Origin of the sequence: Marinobacterium sp. MBR-109 (genome assembly GCF_040547565.1) — a bacterium.
GTDB lineage: Bacteria > Pseudomonadota > Gammaproteobacteria > Pseudomonadales > Balneatricaceae > Marinobacterium.
Genome location: NZ_JBEPPZ010000009.1, coordinates 114,108 through 132,994 on the forward strand (window position 1 = coordinate 114,108; position 18,887 = coordinate 132,994).

The following is an 18,887-nucleotide window of genomic DNA, read 5'->3' on the forward strand; positions in this document are numbered from 1 at the left end:
TGCCTAACTGAACTATTATTGCCCGGGCGCACTACTCAGCCTCCGTAACCGAGCGAGACTCCAAAGCCCCAACACCGGCCCAGGCAGCAATATCCATGGCAACCAGTGTACCGGGATCGCTGCCAGCAGCTGGCTCAGCAGTGCCACCGACAGTACCGAGAGGGTATAGCCCAGGCAGTTCATGAGGGTCAGGGCGCTGCCGATGACTTCTGACGGTGCATTTTGGGCGGACAGCGTCGATAGCTGAGGTGAATCAGCCGATACACTCAGGCCCCAAACCAGCCAGAAAACAAGTATCAGCCAGAATGGCATGGCAAACATCAAGGGTGAAAGCAGACAACAGAGCCCTGACAGCATCAGCATGCTGCGGGCGACCGGATCACTGCCCCAGCGGACTGACAGCTTGCCGCCGATAATGCAGCCGATACTGCCAGCACCCAACACCAGAAAGCTGAGCAGGCCGATATTAAGGCCGGTCTCATGCTCCCGGCTCCAGGCCAGTAACCAGATCGGAGCAAAGGCCCAAACCGCATACAGCTCCCACATATGGCCGAAATAGCCGCCAGCCGCCAGTCTCAGCGGACGATGGCGCAGGGCCAGACTCAATGCATGCCAGCGCAGCGGAGCGCCGCGATACAGCGCTGGGCCATCCGGTACCCCCAGCAGAATCATCAGCCCGGCAATGCCTGAGGCGGCACCGGATGCCAAAATCACCAGTTGCCAGTGATCTCCCAATACACCGGACAGCAGATGAGGTGAAGCACTGCCCAGCACCAGTGCACCTACAAGATAACCCAGCGCACGTCCCAGCCCTTGTGGATACCAGCTGGCCGCCAGCTTCATGCCCACCGGGTAGATCCCGGCCAGCATCACGCCGCTGAAAAAGCGCAGCACCAGCAGTTGCTCCAGTGTTTCGGTATGACAGCCAAGCAGATAGCCGATTAATGCGCTGCCGCCAGCGCAGAGTGAAAACAGAATGCGGGGTGAGATGCGATCGGCCAGTGCGATCACGGCAAACAGCAGTGCACCACTGATGAAACCCAGTTGTACCGAGTTGGTCAGACTTGAGACCGCGCTGTCGGGGAGCCCCCAGTCGGTCTGCAGAGCCGGCATGATCGCGTTACCGGCCAGCCAGTTGACGGTACCCAGAAACTGCGCCAGTACCAGCAGAGGCAAAATGCGTGCAGGCCGTTGTATCTCGCTCATTGTGTAATGTCCGTTATTTTTTTGTTTCAGCTTACCGGCGCCGGTCGCGACAGGAAAGGGGCGGCACTATCGTCGGTACCAAAGTAGCGGGACATTCTCTAGAATGCGCCTCCCTGTTTCTTCTGCCATAGGTGATGCTCCATGGGGCTTTGGATACCCTTTACCATTCTGGCTGCGTTCATGCAGGCCTGGCGCAACGCCTTTCAGAGCCGCCTGAGCAAAGACGTGAGTACTGCCGGGGTTACGCTGGCACGTTTCATCTGGGCCAGCCCCTTGGCGGCGGTATATCTGTGGCTGCTGTATCGCTGGGAAGCGGCACCCATGCCGGCATTTACCGGCTCGTTTATCCTGTTGATTGTATTGGCATCAGTGGCGCAGATTATTGCCACGGCGCTGATGGTGGTGCTGTTCCGAAAACGCAATTACGCCATCGGTGTGGGTCTGGCCAAAAGCGAGGCCGTGATTGCCGCGGTACTGGGAGCACTGTTTTTTGCCGCGCCGCTGTCACCGCTGGCCTGGGCCGGTGTACTGATCGGTGCGCTGGCGTTCTGGTTGATGACCAATCCCGGCGCCCTGCGTGAGGTGTCAGTCAGCACGCTGCTGACCGGGCTTGGCAGCGGGCTTGCTTTTGCACTCACCACACTTTGGGTACGTGAAGCCAGCCTGCTGCTGGGGCTGCCGTTTCTGTACAGCGCAGCCTGGGTGCTGCTCTGCGTGATCGCCACACAAACGCTTATGCTGTTGGGGTGGTTGCTGTTGCGTGAACCGCATACGCTGATCGCGCTGTGGCAGCGGCCAAGGCTGGTGTTGGCGATCTCGTTTTTCAGTTGCATCGGGTCACTGGGCTGGTTTACCGCCATGAGCCTCGAAACCGTTGCGCTGGTGAAAACGCTGGGTCAGATCGAAGTGCTGTTCACTCTTATGATTTCAGCGCGCTGGTTTCGGGAGAAACTCAATGGCCGTGATCTGGCGGGGTTGGGATTGATCGTGGCGGGTGCCGTCTGCGTGATGCTGGCGTGAAGCCCTCAAGTGCTCTGGGGACAAGCGCCCGCTCAGTGTCGGGGACGGGCAGGGCACCGAAAATCGGTGCCCTTGAGGCTCAGGCGTGCTGAGTGATTGCACCAGCGGCGATCTGTGTCGACTTGCCGCAGCGGTTCAGGCCTGACAGCACTGCCTTGAGTGAAGCGCTCACGGTATCGGCATCGACCGCCATGCCGCAGACGCGCTGACCTTCCACGTTCAGTTGTACATAGGCCGCGGCAGCTACATCCGAACCTTCGCCCATGGCGTGCTCGGCGTAGTCGACCACATGAATGTTGAGGCCGGTTCGGCTCTGCCAGGCGTTGATGAAGGCCGCCATGGCACCCTTGCCCTTGCCTTCGATACATACCTGCTCGCCATCGACACTGATATCGGCTGCCAGGGTTTCGGCATCGCCGCTGCGCTCGATGCGGTAGCCGTCCAGACTCGCCGGTGCCCGGTCCTGCACGAAATTCTGTACCAGGAGATCATGGATCACCTGGCTGTCCAGCTCGCCGCCCTGTGTTTCTGTCTTTTTCTGTACGATCGGGGCCAGTTCAAGCTGCAGCCAGCGCGGGATGCTGATGCCGAAATCGCGCTCCAGCAGGAAGGTCATGCCGCCCTTGCCGGACTGACTGTTGACGCGAATCACCGCCTGATAGCCACGGCCCAAATCCGCCGGGTCGATCGGCAGATAGGCCACCTGCCAAGGCTCGTCGTCCTGCTGTTGCTTCAGGGACTTGCGAATCGCATCCTGATGGCTGCCGGAAAACGCCGTATAGACCAGCTCACCGATCCATGGATGACGCGGGTGAATCGGCAAGCCGGTGCATTCGGTACAGACCTGGATAATCTCGTCCGGGTTGGACAGATCCAGCTGTGGGTCCACGCCCTGGCTGTAGAGGTTCAACGCCAGCGTGACAATATCCATGTTGCCGGTACGTTCGCCATTGCCCAAGAGGGTACCTTCCACCCGGTCGGCACCAGCCATCAAGGCCAGCTCAGCGGACGCCACTGCACCGCCACGGTCGTTATGGGTATGTACGGAGATGATGGCGCTGTCGCGGCGGCTCAAATGCTGGCAGAAATACTCCACCTGATCGGCAAAGTGATTCGGCGGGCCGACCTCAACCGTAGTGGGCAGGTTGAGGATGCAGCGCTTCTCGGGCGTCGGCTGCCACACATCCATCACCGCTTCACAGACTTCAACCGCGTAGTCCACTTCGGTGCTGGTGAAACTCTCCGGTGAATACTGGAAGGTCCAGTCCGTTTCAGGATACTGCTCGGCATAGTCTTTCACCCAGCGCGCGCCGCGCACGGCGATCTGCTTGATCTCGTCCTGGCTCATGCCGAATACGCGCTCACGCTGGATGCGGGAGGTGGAGTTGTAAACATGCACCACCGCCTGCTTCACACCCTTGAGTGCTTCATAGGTACGGGCGATCAGCTCTTCACGGGCCTGCACCAACACCTGCACGCGCACGTCATCGGGGATCTGGTTTTCTTCGATCAACCAGCGGGTAAAGTCGTAATCCGGCTGACTGGCGGAGGGAAAACCGATCTCGATCTCCTTGATGCCGAGCTTGACCAGCAGATGCCAAAGGCGCTGTTTCTGGGCCACATTCATCGGCTCCAGCAGGGCCTGATTGCCATCGCGCAGGTCGACACTGGCCCAGATCGGGGCTTCGGTCACCTGACGGTCAGGCCAGGTTCGGGTAAAGCCGGTGACAGGTTCGACCGGCTGATACTTGCGATGGTTGAAATTGGCACTTGCCATGGTCTTGCTCTCCATTAGAGATAATCCATTGATTGTGGGTGGGCCGCTGCATTCGACATCCCGGGTAGAGTTGTCATCGCCGTCAGGGCTCGGGTAAAGCCGGTTGGCGCCTGCGCGGACCTAAACTGAACATGGGACTCATGATAGGGGATTTGTACGGTCAGGCGATTGCTAAATTGCGTCAATATGGTCTATTTTTGGCAATATAAATCTCAAATTAATTTTACAGAGCAATTTTATGCCTACACATGAAGATCGTGCGACACTGGATCGCTATGACCATGCCATTTTGCAGATACTGCAGCAGGAAGGGCGCATCAGTAATCAGGATTTGGCTGACCGTATCGGTCTGTCACCATCCCCCTGTCTGCGGCGGGTGCGGGCTCTGGAAGAGAACGGCTTGATTCGTGGTTACCGGGCGCTGGTGGATGCCAAAAAACTGGGACTGAACCTCACCGTGATTCTGCATATCTCCATGGACCGGCATACGCCGGAGCGGTTCGAGAATTTCGAGCGCAAGATCGCGGAGCTGCCCCAGGTGCTGGAATGTCTGATCATCACCGGACAGGATGCGGACTATCAGCTGCGGGTACTTGTGGAAGATATGGATGCCTACCATGACCTGCTGCTGCACCAGATTACACGTATTGAAGGGGTTACAGGGGTACACTCCAGTTTTGTGCTGCGCAGGGTGCTGGAGCGTGGCGTCGCTTGTTGAGACGGATGCTGTTCAGGTGGTTTAAGTCCCGCTATGCTGGCAACATCCATGGGCGTCATCCGACAGGAGTCTGACGATGCGAACCACCCCAACACGTTCGGCAACCGGGCATATGGGCACCTTTGCCGGCGTCTTCACCCCCAGCATCCTCACCATTCTCGGGATTATCCTGTTCCTGCGGCTTGGTTATGTGGTCGGGGCAGCCGGGCTGGGGTTGATGCTGTTGATACTGCTGGCCGCCAACCTGATCTCAGTGCTGACCAGTCTCTCACTGTCGGCGGTGGCCACCAATCTGCGGGTTAAAAAGGGCGGCGATTATTATCTGATTTCACGCACGCTCGGGCAGGAGTTCGGTGGGGCGATCGGGCTGGTACTGTTTCTGGCGCAGGCGGTGTCGGTGGGGTTCTACTGTATCGGGTTTGCCGAAGCGGTGGCCGGGTTGCTCCCTGATGCGCCGGGATGGAGTATACAGCTGATTGCCGCCCTGGCAGCGCTGCTGCTGTTCGCCTTCGCCTGGAAAGGCGCTGATTGGGCCACAAGGCTGCAATTCGGCATTATGGCAATCCTCGCGCTGGCATTGGTGTCCTTCTTCATCGGAGGCGTCGAGCGTTTCGATGCCGCACAGCTGTCGGCCAACTGGTCAGTGCCGGGGGAGGTCGATTTCTGGCTGCTGTTCGCCATTTTCTTCCCGGCAGTCACCGGCTTTACCCAGGGTGTCAGCATGTCGGGTGAGCTGCGTGATCCCGGGCGCAGCATTCCCAATGGCACCTTGAGTGCCGTGGTACTGTCGATACTGGTCTATCTCTCGGCGGCCATTCTCTTTGCCGGCGCGTTGCCGGCCGATACCTTGAGTCGGGACTATGCCGCCATGCAACAGGTGGCAACATTCGCACCGTTGATTCTGGCGGGTGTGCTGGCGGCAACGCTCTCGTCGGCCATGGCCTCGTTCATGGGGGCACCACGTATTCTGCAATCGGTGTCGCAGGATCGTCTTTTTCCACTGCTGACGCCTTTTGCCAAGGGCAGTGACGAGGCCGACAACCCCCGTCGCGCATTGGTGCTTGCGGCCGTGGTGGCCCTGTTGACCATTGGTCTGGGGGAACTGGATCTGATCGCACCCGTGGTCTCCATGTTCTTTTTGATCTCGTATGGTCTGATCAACTACGCCACCTGGTTTGAGGCGCGTGCCGCCAGCCCGTCGTTCCGCCCCCGTTTCCGTTTTTATCATCCCGTGTTAAGCCTTGCGGGAGCATTGGCCTGTCTGCTGGCGATGCTGGCGATTGATCTGATGGCCGGCGTGCTGGCGTTGGGCATCATGGCGCTTATCTACCGCTATCTGCAGCTCAAGGCGCCAATGCCTCGCTGGGCGGACGGGCGTCGCTCCTATCACACCCGACGGATTCGGCAGCACCTGCTGTCAATTCGTAACGCCCCGGACAGCCCCCGCGACTGGCGTCCCAATATTTTGCTGTTTTCCGACAGCAGCCATCGTCGGTTGCCGTTACTGAAACTGGCGGCAGGACTTGAAGGCAGCAGCGGTTTTGTGACCGCCGTGAAACTGCTGGAGGGCAAAGGCCTGCGTCTGCGCCGGCAGCGGGATGAAGCGGAGCAGGTGCTGGCCGAGGATATCCGCAAGGCGGGTGTTGATGCCTGGCCGCTGGCGCTGACAGTAAATGAATTCGACGCTGGGCTGCGTACCCTGTTGCAGAGTTTTGGCCTTGGCAACCTTAAGGCGAACCTGATCCTGCTGAATTGGCTGGAACATGATCCGCGCACGCTGTCGGATGAGGCAACCCATATCTTTGCCCGGCACCTGTGGACCGCCTTTCATGAGGGGTGCAGCCTGCTGGTGTTCGACGGTGACGAAGCGCGCTGGGCGAAACTGGAACAGGTGCCATCCGAGGAACGCCGCATCGACATCTGGTGGTGGGGGGATACGTCCAGTCACCTGATGCTGTTGCTGGGTCACCTTATGCTGCGTACGCCTCAATGGGAGGGTGCGAGCCTTAGAATTCTGATTGTACGCAGTGATGAGGATGACCCGGCCGCGACACCGGATGATGTGTGTCACTACCTGGAGCAAAGTCGCATCGATGCGCGGGCAGTGCTGATCGATCATGCCGACCCGGGCGCACGGGAGCGCTATTCGCTGGATGCCTCGCTGGTGTTCCTCCCGTTCAGATTGCAACGCAATGAGCCGGTGGACTGCTATGGCCAGCCACTCAATGTGGCACTGGAGCCATTGCCACTCAGTGTGGCCGTACTGGCCGCCGAGGATATCGATCTGGATGCCGAGCCGGAAGAGGGTGAGGCGGCGGAATGCGCCCGGGCGCTTGATGCGTTCAAGGATGCGCAGCGCCTGGCCGAGTTAGCCGCCGCCGACCTCGAGCAGCTGGAAGCGGAGATGGCTGAAGCCAACGCGGACAACGAGCGAGTGGAACGGCTCGACGATCTGGAGCAAGCTCGCCGGCGGGCACTCAAGGCCGGCGCGCGAATGAAAGCGGCCCGGCTGTTGGCACTGCAGGCCGGTGTGCCTGAAGAGATGCTCGAGACCTGATTACCAGGCCTGCAGTCGCTCGTGCCGGATCAACTGCGCCAACTGTTCACAGCCGGGGGTATTGGTGTGATAGCGCAGTTCGATATAGACCGGAGGCAGCTCGGGCAATCCCAGGCGTGAGCCGATGTTATCCATGCCTTCAGTCAGTGCGCCCTGTGTACGCACTGTCACGCCAAGTCCCGCCCGCACGGCCGCCATCAAACTGGTAAAACTGGTGGTTGAATACACGGTGCGCCAGCTGATGTCGGTTGCATCCAGCGCCTGCAGGGTGGCTTCGCGGAACAGGCAGGGCACGTTCAGCAGCACCAGTGGCAGAGGGCGGTTCTTGGACCACTGATAGCCTGCCGGTCCAATCCATATCAGTGGCTCATAGCCCAGCAACTCACCACGGACCTGGCTGCGATCCCGGCGCAGAATCAGTGCCAGGTCATACTGTTCATCGTCATAGTCCTGACAGACGCTGTTACTGTAGTCGGTCTGCACATTCAGGCGGATGCCGGGGTTGTGCTGTTTGAAGCGAGCCAGAATGGACGGCAGCATGCTTTCGGTCAGAGACAGCGACACACCAATGCGCAGTTCCCCTTCGGCACTTTGCTCGGTAATGGCCGCCAGCGCATCCTCCTGCAGTGCCAGCAGCTGACGTGCATACCCCAGCATGGTTTCGCCGGTTGAGGTCAACACGCGCTTGCGTCCTTCAGTACGGAACAGGGCCACGTCGAGCTCCTGTTCCAGGCGGCGAACCTGCTGGCTGACGGTGGACTGTGTCTTGTGCAGGCGCTCTGCCGCTCGAATAAAACCGTCTTCATCGACAACGGTTACAAAGGTGCGCAGCAACTCGGTACTCAGATTGGGCTGTGGCATGGCTAATCCATTACAAATAACGATCAATATGATCTGAATTAATCGTTATTCATAATACAAGGGCTGTCTTAAGCTGTCATCAATGCTCACAGGGAGGGCGCAATGATGATTGCCAGTACAGACTCGCAAACACGCAAGGTTCGCCGCTGTCAGAATGGCAGCATTGATATGGCATTTTACCTGCCAAGAGGCCGCCGGCTACGTGGGCTGGTGTTGCACCGGTTCATCAAGTGGTGTGTCGCCAGCATTCAAAACGGAAGGGACCGCAGAGGCATGACTGTGGTGATGTCGGAGAAGGCTGTGAGCCGGCAGGGAACACCGGCCCACGTTGTCTTCAGGCACTGAGCCTGGCTGCGATGCCAGCCACATGTGCGCCCTGGAAACGAGCCAGAGACAGCTCCTTCTCGGACGGGGTACGAGAGCCATCGGCGCCGGCGATAGTGGCGGCCCCCAATGGCGAACCACCCTTGAGCTCGGAAATGTCGCTCAATTCAGGTGCTGTGTAGGGTAGTCCGACCACGACCATGCCGTGATGGAGCAGGGTGGTATGGAACGACTGGATGGTGGTTTCGTTGCCACCACCGGTGCCGGTACTGGTGAAGACACTGCCCACCTTGCCGACCAACGCTCCCTTTGCCCACAGCCCACCGGTCTGGTCAAGGAAGTTGCGCATCTGGCTGGCCATGTTACCGAAGCGGGTTGGTGTGCCAAAGATGATGGCATCATAGTTGCCCAGCTCTTTGGGATCGGCAACCGGAGCTGTCTGGTCCAGCTTGACGCCCGCATTCCGGGCCGCTTCTTCTGACATCAGTTCCGGTACACGCTTGATGATGACCTCCGTATCCTCAACCGTTGCGGCGCCTTCGGCAATGGCCTGAGCCAGTGTCTCGATATGGCCATAGGATGAGTAATAAAGCACAAGAATCTTGCTCATGATTGAACCTCCCGGGTTTTATTGACCAACTGCTTCACGTTGATGTGGCTGGTTAAGATCCAGAGTCGGGCCGACAGGTACCACGCCGGTCGGATTAATGGTGTGGTGGCTGCGGTAATAGTGGTCCTTGATGTGCTGCATGTTGACGGTCTCGCTCACGCCGGACCATTGATAAAGCTCACGTATGTACCCCCAAAGGTTAGGGTAGTCGACAATCCGCTTCAGGTTGCACTTGAAGTGACCGTGGTAGACTGCATCAAAGCGAATCAGGGTGGTGAACAGACGCCAGTCGGCTTCGGTAATCTGGTTGCCCAGCAGATAACGGTGCGTGCTCAGCCGGACCTCCAGTGCGTCGAGTGCTTCAAACAGGGGGTAAACAGCCTGTTCGTAGGCCTCCTGAGTGGTTGCAAACCCCGCCTTGTATACACCGTTGTTGATGCGGTCGTAGATCTCACTGTTCAGCGTGTCGATCTCACTGCGCAGCAGTTGAGGGTAGTAGTCCCCCGGGGCTGCACCGATCTCATCAAAGGCGGAGTTCAGGATGCGGATGATCTCCGCTGACTCGTTGTTGACGATGGTCTGACGCTGCTTGTCCCAGAGTACCGGAACAGTGACCCGGCCCGAGTAGTTCGGATCGGCTTTCAGATAGAGCTGGTAGAGGTAATCCAACCCATACAACTCATCACCGGTTGCACCCGGCTCTGTTGCAAAGGTCCAGCCGTGGTCACCCATGTGGCTGTTGACCACCGATACCGAAATCATCTCTTCCAGACCCTTCAGGTGGCGGAAAATCAATGTCCGGTGCGCCCAGGGACAGGCCAGTGATACGTAAAGGTGGTAACGCCCGGGCTCTGCCTGAAAACCGCCTTCGCCGCTGGGGCCAGGCTGGCCGTCGGCAGTAATCCAGTTACGGAACTGTGACTCCGATCGCACGAAGCGACCCTGATTGGATTTGGTGTCATACCACTGGTCAACCCAGCGGCCATCAAGCAGCAAGCCCATGAAAATCTCCTGATTGTCAGTGACGTCGGTTAATTGAATGTCCTGGCCAGAGCGACGTCAGAGCTTAGCTCTGACGCTGGTGCAGCATTCGGTCCAGAGACAGGTTGCCCCCGCCACTGATCAGCAGCGAAACGGACATGGCCAGCAGCGCCAGAGCAAACTCATAACCGTTGTTTGAGACGAACAGGCCGTGACCGATATGCACGGCGAAAATGGCGACCAACATGGCAAAGGCCAGCGCTGCTGCCGCCGGGCGTACCAGCAGACCGATAAGAATCGCCAGACCACCGAAGAATTCAGCACTGCCGGCCAGCAGCGCCATCAGATACCCGGGTTCCAGGCCGATCGACGCCATCCATTGACCTGTGCCTTCAAGGCCGTGACCACCGAAAGCACCGAACAGTTTCTGAGCGCCGTGTGCCATGAAAATAATGCCTGCCGGGACACGCAGTACCAGAGGGGCATAGCTGTTGGATGTATTCAGCAGGCGGGTGATCAGGGAAGCGTTCATCGTGTTTCTCCACGTATTTGATAGGATGAGTTAACTATAGTTGTCACGCAGTTGATTAAAAATGGTTAATTATTGTGATAATTGATCAGTTTTATGGATGCTTTTAAGGAGCCCTTCCAAATAGCGGCATTAATTTGATATTACTGTTTTTATATACAGCTATTGTCGACTTATGTTGCCTGATCTCTTACTCTTGGCGTTTCCATGCCAATATCCCGAACATCATGAAACTCTACATCGCCGAAAAACCCAGTCTTGCCCGCGCCATCGCCGCTGTTTTGCCCGGTCCGCAGAAGAAGGAAGAGGGGCTGATCCGCTGTGGTGGCGATCAGGTGGTGAGCTGGTGCATCGGCCATCTGCTGGAGCAGGCGGAGCCGGATGCCTATGACACGGCCTACAAACAGTGGCGACTGGAACATCTGCCCATCGTACCCGGTGAATGGCAGTTGAAGCCGCGCAGCGGCGTGGCCAAACAGGTGGCGGTGCTGCGCAAGCTGGTTAAGCAGGCGGATCAGATTGTTCATGCCGGTGACCCGGACCGCGCACTGTTACGATTTTTCTATTGAAAACGATTGTTACGTATACAATCCATGAAATAGTGAAATTCGTAGCGCAGGTGAACGTGTGGGTATCGTACTTTGGGAAGTTCCAGACTTCGTTGTAGATCAGCAGATTAAACGCCATATCGATACGAGTACCGGTGAACTGTCGATACGTTTCGAAGGCACGGGCAGCAATTTAGGAAAACTCCCCCTCCTATTCGAAGATAATGGCGCAAGTATTAGAGTGGCCAATATCTGGCTTATTCATCTTAAAGCCAACCTCAGAAAGAAAAGCGTCAATACTCAAGCACAGGCCTTGCTTCATTACTTTACCTTTTTGAAGGACATCGGCATGTCATGGGATGACATGCCAGTTCCCTTGAGGCTGAGGCCTACCTATGGCTTTAGAAAACATTTACGTGAAGCCTATAAAAGCGGAAAGATCGCGCGCTCCACCGCAAGCACCTACATGGGTGTAGTTATTAATTTTTATAAATTCTACCTGGCTCGCAAGCACGCGTTTGAAAACCCACCATTCAAATATGAAGTGGTGAAAGTCAGTAAGCAAGGATCACATGAGTATATGCGGAACACATTTATTCACGTAGACACCACTGACTTGAGGTTGAAACTTCCAAATGACACTAGCTATAACGGCTTGTCACGTAAGTTATTGCCGATAAATTATGGGGAATGGGATTTGGTAGAAAAATACTATAAAGAACTCGGTATTGGCTACTCCAATAGAGGTGGTGAGCTTAAAGAAGTTTCGATATCAAATGAGTTTCAGATAGCGGTTGAATTAAGTCGTTATGCTGGACTTAGAAGTTCAGAAATCGTTACTCTTCGTGCAAGCACTATCTATAAACCCAGCTCTGAACAACTAAGTAAAAAATATCTTATCAATACGGATGGTCTTAATCTTGATCCACGATTAGGAGTCGTAACTAAAAACGGAACCGTAAGGGTAGCAGAGATTCCTTCTGAACTGATGAATAGGCTACACGAATACATAAATTCGGCCAGATATATTCAGCGCAGAAAGCTTTATGAAAAGACCAACCCTGACGAAGGCGAAAATCCTCCTTTGCTTTTGAACCAAAGTGGCAGCCCGTATTCACCTAAAAGTCTTGATGCTCGCTGGGGAGAAATAAGAAATGCAGTGAAGACAGAGCATCCAAACTTCAAGCATAAGTTCCATAACTTGCGCTCCACATATGCGGTCGAGAGGTTGAAGGAATTGCTGAACTCTGGACTAAAGGAAGGAAAAGCACTCGATTACTTGCAGTCTGTAATGGGACATAAGCAGAGGGCAACTTTGCTTGGCTACCTTAAGCTTTGTGAGCATAAAGTGACTGCGAACGAAGTACATGAATTGGCTTTAGATATAGTTTTGAAAATTGGTGAATAACAATGGCTTTTATAAAAAAAGATAAGAGAAAAACAATATCGGCCAGCAGTTCGCAATACTCAAACGTCACTAATATAAACCTAACAGATAAGATAATTACAGATGGTCATGGCACAGCAGATTTTAAAAGGCTGTTATATAAAGGATGCCCCGTTTTTCCAATTAGCGGCAGGCGTATTGTAATTCCAAATAATCAGCCGAGTATTATTGATGCTGGAAGAAAAGAATTCGCTATAAAAATATGTAATATTATCCACTCAAAGGATAGATCAAATAGAACAAAAATAAATATATTTAATGAGCTTGTCCGCTTTATGCGGATTATGGACGATAATGGAATCGACCAACCATTCTGTCATGATTCGATATCAATGTATGTAGAAAGCCTTGTTGACGAATACAATTCGGGTAAACAAGGGTCGACTATCCTATCACGGCAGAATTCAATAAAGGCTTTGATTTTAGAGTTCGATCATAAGTTATATGATAAATATAAAGATTTCTTCATTTGTTTTCCTAAAGATACAGTTCATGTTGTGCCATACACTGATGATGAACTTAGGATTATTATAAGAAATCTTTTGATAATATATGATGACTATTCTGCTCATTTGGAAAATGACACGACGCCAGAGAATTTCCCACTTGAAATAGTAAATGAAGAGGGAATTATTAGGTCAATATCGGGTGATAAGATATCCAATAGAACTGTATCTTATAGAACCAACAATAGCGTCTGGAAGGCCGATTTGGTAAGGGTGGCATACTATATAACTTGTTTCTACACCGGTGTTAATTCAACTCCACTGTTAAACTTAAAGATATCAGACCTGACAGATAATCCTTTTAGGGATGTCACACGACGCTTGTATAAGTTGAATACTGTTAAAGGACGTCAGTCAGGAAAGAAAAATGAAGTTAGTATTGGTTTTACAAACCGATCAAAAGCTTTTTTCGAACGATGGGTAGAAATCAGTAAAAAGCTAAATTTATATGAAGATGGTTATTTATTTCCAAATATTGTAAACGATATGCCGTCCAAAATGACAAGCTCTCTTATGAGCATAGTAAATAAATTCATTGTTAATTATGGAATACCAGCTTTAAGTAATCAGCGTTTCAGGAAGACTAAGGCAGTACTTATTATGAGAGCTACTGAAAGTATTTTCATGGTAGCTCAGGGGTTAAATAACTCGGTAGAAACTGCAGGAAAGCACTATGCTGATGGTGACTCGGTATCTGTTGAGTTTTCGCTAGCATCTGCTTTGTATGTACGAGAGCAAACAGCGTTAGGAAAACCATTAGATAGGGCCGTAAAAGAAAGCTCATTCATTTTTAGAGATCCTGTCAAAGAGGTTGAAATAGGTAAAGATTATAAAAAGCTCTCGAATGGTTTGAGATGTAGTGGAGCTTTCGGAGAAAAGTCTATAAAAATAAAAAATGCTCTGCGTAGGGAAGGTCTTTCTAGCAAAGATGATCTTGTTGCTTGTCATAAGTTTTTAGAATGTTTTGGCTGTATACATCATGCTGTTGTAGCGGAAGTAGATGATGTATGGCTATTGCTATCCTTCAATGATGTAATTTTGGATTCTATGAATAGGCCTGCAGTTAACTCCAAACCGACCAGCTTATTAGGTAGAGTCTACAATACTCTCCAGGTTATTATAGATAAAATCAGGTCAGATCATAAAGCAATTTATGATGAGGCTTATATGAAGCATATGGATGATCCGCATCCGCTCTGGAGTGATATAGAAGATATTGACCTTTTACTAGGGGTATACTGATGGATGAAGCACTTCAAGTAGATGATTGTAATGAAGAGGTGGCGGTATCATTTGATACTGAAGGAAATCCTTATAGTTATTACTCATCAGATAAGTGGGTGTTGTGGTCTATCGATTTCACAGCTTCATTCACTATGCTTTCTGGTAAGTTTAAATCGAGCGCTAAAAAAATAGTTTTTAAGGTAATAAATGATATAAATCTAAAATCAAAAAAAAGCGCAATAGATAATTTATTGTCAGGAGCATCCGTTTTTGAACATTGTATTAAGGCTTGTGGTGGTGATGACTATGGGTTCATTGATAATGATCGAAACTATAGGCTTTTCTTGCAAGAGGCCAAGAATAGAAAGTTAAAATATAAGACTTGGAAGAATCACCTTATCTTTGTTTCACATGCTCAAAAAGAAGGTTTTATAAAGCGGAGCATAGATAACTTTGAAAAACTTTCCATATACTTGGCACCAAATGGCGATGCTGTTTCTCAAGCAGTTTGTCTGCCGGAAAGAATTGCATCAGTATACTACAAAAATGCTATTGAGCTTGTTGAAAGATTACATCCATTTAGACATGAAATCTCAAAGGCATATAATGAATTCACAAATGAGTATAAGGCTATAATAGAAACTAATAGGTACTCTAGTAATCTTACGCGAAGAAAATATGCCATTAAGAAGATAAAAAATTCTTTGAGCGGGTTAGATGTTGATTTTGATTATGGTGGCTATTGGTTATCAAAGCTGAGAGGTGCATGCTATATAGTTATTGCTGCTTTTACAGGGTGCAGAGATGGTGAAATTAAGTCTTTTGGACTCGACTCATACCAAGAAAAAAAGTATGCAGGCATTACAGTATCCGTTCTAAATGGCATTCATACCAAGCCCAATATTGGAGGCGTTGAGAGAAATACGTCTTGGGTAACTGTAGCAATTACTAAGAAAGCCATTGAGTTACTTTGGGATGCTTTTAACTTTGCTCGTGAGGGTTGGAAATGCAAGGTAAATGCTATTCATCATCGTGACGAGCGTAATAAGTATCTACGAGATATTAATAGCCTATTTCTAACTCTACCTTATCTTGGAGGATACAAGCCAAGAGCGGGTAAACAGTCTATTTCAGGATCTCTTAAAACATTTGTGTACTCGGTAGGCTACCGAGCAAGCTTTGATGATGTAAAAGAGTTCGATCGTTTGAATCCTACCCGTAAAGGTGATCTTAAGGTTGGAGATATACTAGAAGTCCACCCTCATTGCTTCCGTCGTACATTTGCGGTCTACTTGGTTCGTAATAAATTAGCATCGTTATTAGATATAAAGCATCAGTTTAAACATATGAATATAGCAATGACTTCCTGGTATTCTAATCAGGCAAATATTGCTTCTTATTTCGACATGATGATCGATTCTGACTTGCAAGATGAAATAGCGGGAGAAAATAAAAATTATACTGCGGATATTTTATATCATATTTACAATGAGGCAGAAACATTGGCGGGTCCAGAAGGGAGAAGGATTAAAAATCTCCGTGCTAAAGGTGACTCAACAATATACCTTAGTAAAGAAGAAATTCTGAAACAGATAGAGGAAGCGCGCCTATCTATTGTTGAACATCCTGGTGGATATTGCACCAATCCAAGTTGTGATAGAATTTGCGATATGACCGTTTGTCAATACAAGGTAGTAACCATTGAGAAGGCTAGGTCTTTAATACCAATAAAAGAAAAATTGATAGCTAAACATAATTCTTTGGTGGTCAGTGGTATTGATATGCCCAATGTGATCTCAAAAATATATTATGAGATCAGATCTATCGAAAAAATTCTTTCTGAACACAATATCGACTACGAAATATTTAATGAAAAGGAATTCAATATATGAGTAGCGAAGTAAGCTTATCAGAAAGAGGCAATCTTACAGTCCAACGTCTGGAAGCTGCTCTGGGGCGATTGATAAATGGAAAGCCAGAGCGGACACCAAATGATGGCAAAATTAGCTTAAGCCGTATAAATAAAGAAGCAGGGCTTAGTTCAGGTGGTATCTATTACTATGCTGAATTCGTTGATAAAGCCAGGAAAGAAATAGAAAAGCATAATTCACAAAAATCTACTTATTCATCTACTTCGAGCAAGATATATATAGATAGGCTAAGAGCTCAAAGAGACAAAGAGCGTGAGTTGAAAGAGCGTTATAGATCACAGCGAGACGAAATCAAGAAGTTCTGCGATCAGGTGGTAGCGCGCAATGCGAATTTGGAGTTTTCCCTTTACGAGGCGCTTGAGAGGATTGATGCGCTTGAGGCTGAGGTGAAAAAAGTGAAGGTAGTAGAGCTGGACCGAGGTAAAAAGTGTTGATTTTGTACATTGCAGAGAAACCAAGTGTCGGTCGGGCAGTTGCTGACGTACTCCCTAAGCCACATCAAAAGGGTGATGGTTTTATCAAGGTTGCCACCGGCGATGTTGTGACCTGGTGCATTGGCCACCTTCTGGAACAGGCTGAACCGGAGGCTTATGACCCTGAGTACAAAAAGTGGAGAAGGGAGCATTTGCCGATCATCCCCACTGAGTGGAAGCAGGAAGTCAAAAGCCAAACACGAAAGCAGTTCAATACAGTCAAGAAGCTGATCAAAGAAGCTGATCAGCTTGTAAATATGGGTGACCCTGACCGGGTCGGTCAGGTTCTGGTTGATGAAGTGATCAACTACTCAGGCGTCAGTAAAGCAAAGCGTGAATCTACGCTGCGCTGTCTCGTCAACGACATGAACCCCGCTGCGATTAAAAAAGCGTTGAATGACCTACGCAAGAACACAGATTTCATTCCGTTAGCGACATCGGCCTTGGCAAGAGCCAGGGCGGATTGGTTGTACGGTATCAATATGACCCGTTTATGTACTTTGTTAGGGCAAAGTGCTGGTTATAACGGCGTTTTGTCCATTGGGCGTGTACAGACACCCGTTTTGGGCTTGGTAGTACACCGTGACCAGGAAATAGAAAATTTCGTCTCCAAGCCCTTCTATGAGGTGTTCATCACGCTTCAAACACAAGTGGGTGAGTCCTTTATCGCAAAGTGGAAACCAAGCGCTGCGTGCGAGCCTTACATGGATGAAGAAGGTCGTGTGCTCTCTCGAAAACTTGCAGAAGTCGTGCTAGATAAAGTGAGGGGAAAAAACGGCAGCATCAAAGCCGTTAAACGTGACAAGAAAAAACAGCCTGCGCCCTTGCCCTACAACCTGTCTGCTCTACAGATAGATGCGTCGAAACGCTTCAACCTTAACGCTCAAAAGACCTTGGATATTTGCCAGCAGTTATATGAGCGTCACAAGCTGATCACCTACCCACGGTCTGATTGTCGTTATCTGCCAAACGGCCACTATGACGAGCGTAAAACCGTAACACAGTCGATTGCCAAAACTACAACGTCGCTTGCGGATGCTGTAAATAACGCTGACCTTGGCTTGAGGAGCAAGGCATGGAATGACTCCAAAGTGGGTGCCCACCACGCCATCATTCCGACATCCAGGTCAATGCCTTCTGATCGGCTTTCACAGGATGAGAAGAATATCTACGAACTTGTTGCCCGGCAGTACCTGATGCAGTTCTACCCACCCTTTGAATATGCAGAGCATCAGATTGATAGCGAGGTCGAAGGCGGCTTGTTTATCGCTAAGCAGAAGTCTGTCATTTCCGATGGATGGAAAGCTCTCTTGCCACCCCAGAGAAGTGCAAAGCAAGATGGCGAGTTCTCGTCAGTAGCATTGCCGAATGTCAAAACGGGTGATTCTGTAGCCTGCACTGAAGGATGGCTGGACGAGAAGCAGACCAGCCCGCCGAAGCGCTTTACGGATGCAACACTGCTGGCTGCCATGACAGGCATTGCTCGATTTGTATCAGACCAGGAGATCAAGAAAGTTCTGAGAGATACAGACGGTCTAGGGACAGAGGCCACTCGTGCCGGGATAATCGAGCTGTTGTTCAAACGTCAGTTTCTGACCAAGAAAGGCAAGGAGATCCACTCAACTGAGATCGGAAGGCAACTGGTGAATAGCTTGCCGGAACGAATGGTTGTTCCTGATATGACTGCACACTGGGAGTCCCAGCTGGAAGCGATCAGTGAGAAACGAATGCGATATGGGCAGTTCATGCAGCCTTTGACCGAAGGTCTGACGGCGTTGATTGGTGAGGTTGAAAACCAGAGTTTCTCTGGTTTGCGGGGCATGGGTAAGAAGGTCCAAAGGAAAACAAAAGCGAAAAGACCCAGTCGTAGCGCAAAGTCCAAAAACCTCCTAGTGTAGAGTGCCAGTAGTCAGTTGAGGATGAGTTTGGCTTTTGGTGGCATACTCGTATGCTAGTGATTGGGTTGTTTTGTGCAGCCCTTTTGTCGTAGCCATTCAAGAAATCTAGCCGCCTAATTTCCCTAATCTATTGAAATCTAGTCTGGATCAGAGTCCTATAAGCTGATCAAGATTGAATCAACAACGGAACATCGGACAGGAGGTCGTATGGGGAATATGATGCTGATGCGCGTATATGCTTTTCCCTTGCTTTTCATTATCAGTGCTGTAGTTGTCC

Annotated in this window: 14 protein-coding genes and 1 pseudogene; 9 read left to right on the forward strand and 6 right to left on the reverse strand. The window is 51.2% G+C overall.

Annotated elements, in window-relative coordinates; all coding sequences use genetic code 11:
• Positions 1-15: 15 nt before the first annotated feature.
• Entirely contained in the window at positions 16-1,206 is a 1,191-nt protein-coding gene (locus ABIE60_RS12595) for an MFS transporter (protein WP_354469820.1), read from the reverse strand.
• Positions 1,207-1,347: 141 nt separating this feature from the next.
• Between ABIE60_RS12595 and ABIE60_RS12600 the strand changes: the two genes are divergently transcribed.
• Positions 1,348-2,226, forward strand: coding sequence for an EamA family transporter (locus tag ABIE60_RS12600; protein ID WP_354469821.1), 879 nt, complete (start codon positions 1,348-1,350; stop codon positions 2,224-2,226).
• Positions 2,227-2,305: 79 nt separating this feature from the next.
• Here ABIE60_RS12600 and leuA read toward each other — a convergent pair whose 3' ends face one another.
• Positions 2,306-4,003 (reverse strand): 2-isopropylmalate synthase, encoded by a 1,698-nt coding sequence (gene leuA / locus ABIE60_RS12605; protein WP_354469823.1) that lies wholly within the window; start codon positions 4,001-4,003, stop codon positions 2,306-2,308.
• A gap of 238 nt (positions 4,004-4,241) precedes the next feature.
• On the opposite strand from leuA, the gene ABIE60_RS12610 reads away from it, so the two are divergent.
• Together ABIE60_RS12610 and ABIE60_RS12615 are read left to right on the forward strand one after the other, a co-directional pair.
• The gene (locus ABIE60_RS12610; protein ID WP_354469825.1) at positions 4,242-4,721 is read left to right on the forward strand and encodes an Lrp/AsnC family transcriptional regulator; all 480 of its coding nucleotides are present in this window, start codon (positions 4,242-4,244) and stop codon (positions 4,719-4,721) included.
• 76 nt (positions 4,722-4,797) lie between these two features.
• Positions 4,798-7,278: an APC family permease gene (locus ABIE60_RS12615; protein ID WP_354469827.1), complete on the forward strand. Its 2,481-nt coding sequence runs from the start codon at positions 4,798-4,800 to the stop codon at positions 7,276-7,278.
• Here ABIE60_RS12615 and ABIE60_RS12620 read toward each other — a convergent pair whose 3' ends face one another.
• From ABIE60_RS12620 to ABIE60_RS12635, 4 genes are all read right to left on the reverse strand, one after another.
• A complete protein-coding gene (locus ABIE60_RS12620) occupies positions 7,279-8,139 on the reverse strand; it encodes a LysR substrate-binding domain-containing protein (protein ID WP_354469828.1) in 861 nt (286 codons plus the stop codon).
• Between the two features lie 334 nt (positions 8,140-8,473).
• Positions 8,474-9,073: an NAD(P)H:quinone oxidoreductase gene (gene wrbA, locus ABIE60_RS12625; RefSeq protein WP_354469830.1), complete on the reverse strand. Its 600-nt coding sequence runs from the start codon at positions 9,071-9,073 to the stop codon at positions 8,474-8,476.
• An 18-nt stretch (positions 9,074-9,091) separates the two neighbouring features.
• The gene (locus ABIE60_RS12630; RefSeq protein ID WP_354469832.1) at positions 9,092-10,075 is read right to left on the reverse strand and encodes a glutathione S-transferase family protein; all 984 of its coding nucleotides are present in this window, start codon (positions 10,073-10,075) and stop codon (positions 9,092-9,094) included.
• 64 nt (positions 10,076-10,139) lie between these two features.
• Entirely contained in the window at positions 10,140-10,586 is a 447-nt protein-coding gene (locus ABIE60_RS12635; RefSeq protein ID WP_354469834.1) for a DoxX family protein, read from the reverse strand.
• A gap of 224 nt (positions 10,587-10,810) precedes the next feature.
• Between ABIE60_RS12635 and ABIE60_RS12640 the strand changes: the two are divergent.
• The 6 genes and pseudogenes from ABIE60_RS12640 to ABIE60_RS12665 form a co-directional block, all read left to right on the forward strand.
• Positions 10,811-11,128, forward strand: a pseudogene (locus tag ABIE60_RS12640) (toprim domain-containing protein); the annotation flags it as partial.
• A gap of 82 nt (positions 11,129-11,210) precedes the next feature.
• Positions 11,211-12,539 carry a tyrosine-type recombinase/integrase gene (locus tag ABIE60_RS12645; protein WP_354469836.1) on the forward strand — a complete coding sequence of 443 codons (1,329 nt, stop codon included), beginning with the start codon at positions 11,211-11,213 and terminating at the stop codon, positions 12,537-12,539.
• A gap of 2 nt (positions 12,540-12,541) precedes the next feature.
• The gene (locus tag ABIE60_RS12650) at positions 12,542-14,326 is read left to right on the forward strand and encodes a hypothetical protein (protein WP_354469838.1); all 1,785 of its coding nucleotides are present in this window, start codon (positions 12,542-12,544) and stop codon (positions 14,324-14,326) included.
• Positions 14,326-16,200, forward strand: coding sequence for a site-specific integrase (locus ABIE60_RS12655; protein ID WP_354469840.1), 1,875 nt, complete (start codon positions 14,326-14,328; stop codon positions 16,198-16,200). The genes ABIE60_RS12650 and ABIE60_RS12655 overlap by 1 nt, the downstream gene beginning before the upstream one ends.
• Positions 16,197-16,673 (forward strand): hypothetical protein, encoded by a 477-nt coding sequence (locus ABIE60_RS12660; protein WP_354469841.1) that lies wholly within the window; start codon positions 16,197-16,199, stop codon positions 16,671-16,673. Before ABIE60_RS12655 ends, ABIE60_RS12660 begins: the two co-directional genes overlap by 4 nt.
• The gene (locus ABIE60_RS12665; protein ID WP_354469843.1) at positions 16,667-18,610 is read left to right on the forward strand and encodes a DNA topoisomerase III; all 1,944 of its coding nucleotides are present in this window, start codon (positions 16,667-16,669) and stop codon (positions 18,608-18,610) included. Before ABIE60_RS12660 ends, ABIE60_RS12665 begins: the two co-directional genes overlap by 7 nt.
• Positions 18,611-18,887 lie beyond the last annotated feature (277 nt).

Excerpts from the sequence above, each read along its gene's own strand:
- ABIE60_RS12595 (WP_354469820.1), bottom strand. The coding sequence starts at position 1,206 with ATGAGCGAGATACAACGGCCTGCACGCATTTTGCCTCTGCTGGTACTG.
- ABIE60_RS12600 (WP_354469821.1), top strand. The coding sequence starts at position 1,348 with ATGGGGCTTTGGATACCCTTTACCATTCTGGCTGCGTTCATGCAGGCC.
- leuA (WP_354469823.1), bottom strand. The coding sequence starts at position 4,003 with ATGGCAAGTGCCAATTTCAACCATCGCAAGTATCAGCCGGTCGAACCT.
- ABIE60_RS12610 (WP_354469825.1), top strand. The coding sequence starts at position 4,242 with ATGCCTACACATGAAGATCGTGCGACACTGGATCGCTATGACCATGCC.
- ABIE60_RS12615 (WP_354469827.1), top strand. The coding sequence starts at position 4,798 with ATGCGAACCACCCCAACACGTTCGGCAACCGGGCATATGGGCACCTTT.
- ABIE60_RS12620 (WP_354469828.1), bottom strand. The coding sequence starts at position 8,139 with ATGCCACAGCCCAATCTGAGTACCGAGTTGCTGCGCACCTTTGTAACC.
- wrbA (WP_354469830.1), bottom strand. The coding sequence starts at position 9,073 with ATGAGCAAGATTCTTGTGCTTTATTACTCATCCTATGGCCATATCGAG.
- ABIE60_RS12630 (WP_354469832.1), bottom strand. The coding sequence starts at position 10,075 with ATGGGCTTGCTGCTTGATGGCCGCTGGGTTGACCAGTGGTATGACACC.
- ABIE60_RS12635 (WP_354469834.1), bottom strand. The coding sequence starts at position 10,586 with ATGAACGCTTCCCTGATCACCCGCCTGCTGAATACATCCAACAGCTAT.
- ABIE60_RS12650 (WP_354469838.1), top strand. The coding sequence starts at position 12,542 with ATGGCTTTTATAAAAAAAGATAAGAGAAAAACAATATCGGCCAGCAGT.
- ABIE60_RS12655 (WP_354469840.1), top strand. The coding sequence starts at position 14,326 with ATGGATGAAGCACTTCAAGTAGATGATTGTAATGAAGAGGTGGCGGTA.
- ABIE60_RS12660 (WP_354469841.1), top strand. The coding sequence starts at position 16,197 with ATGAGTAGCGAAGTAAGCTTATCAGAAAGAGGCAATCTTACAGTCCAA.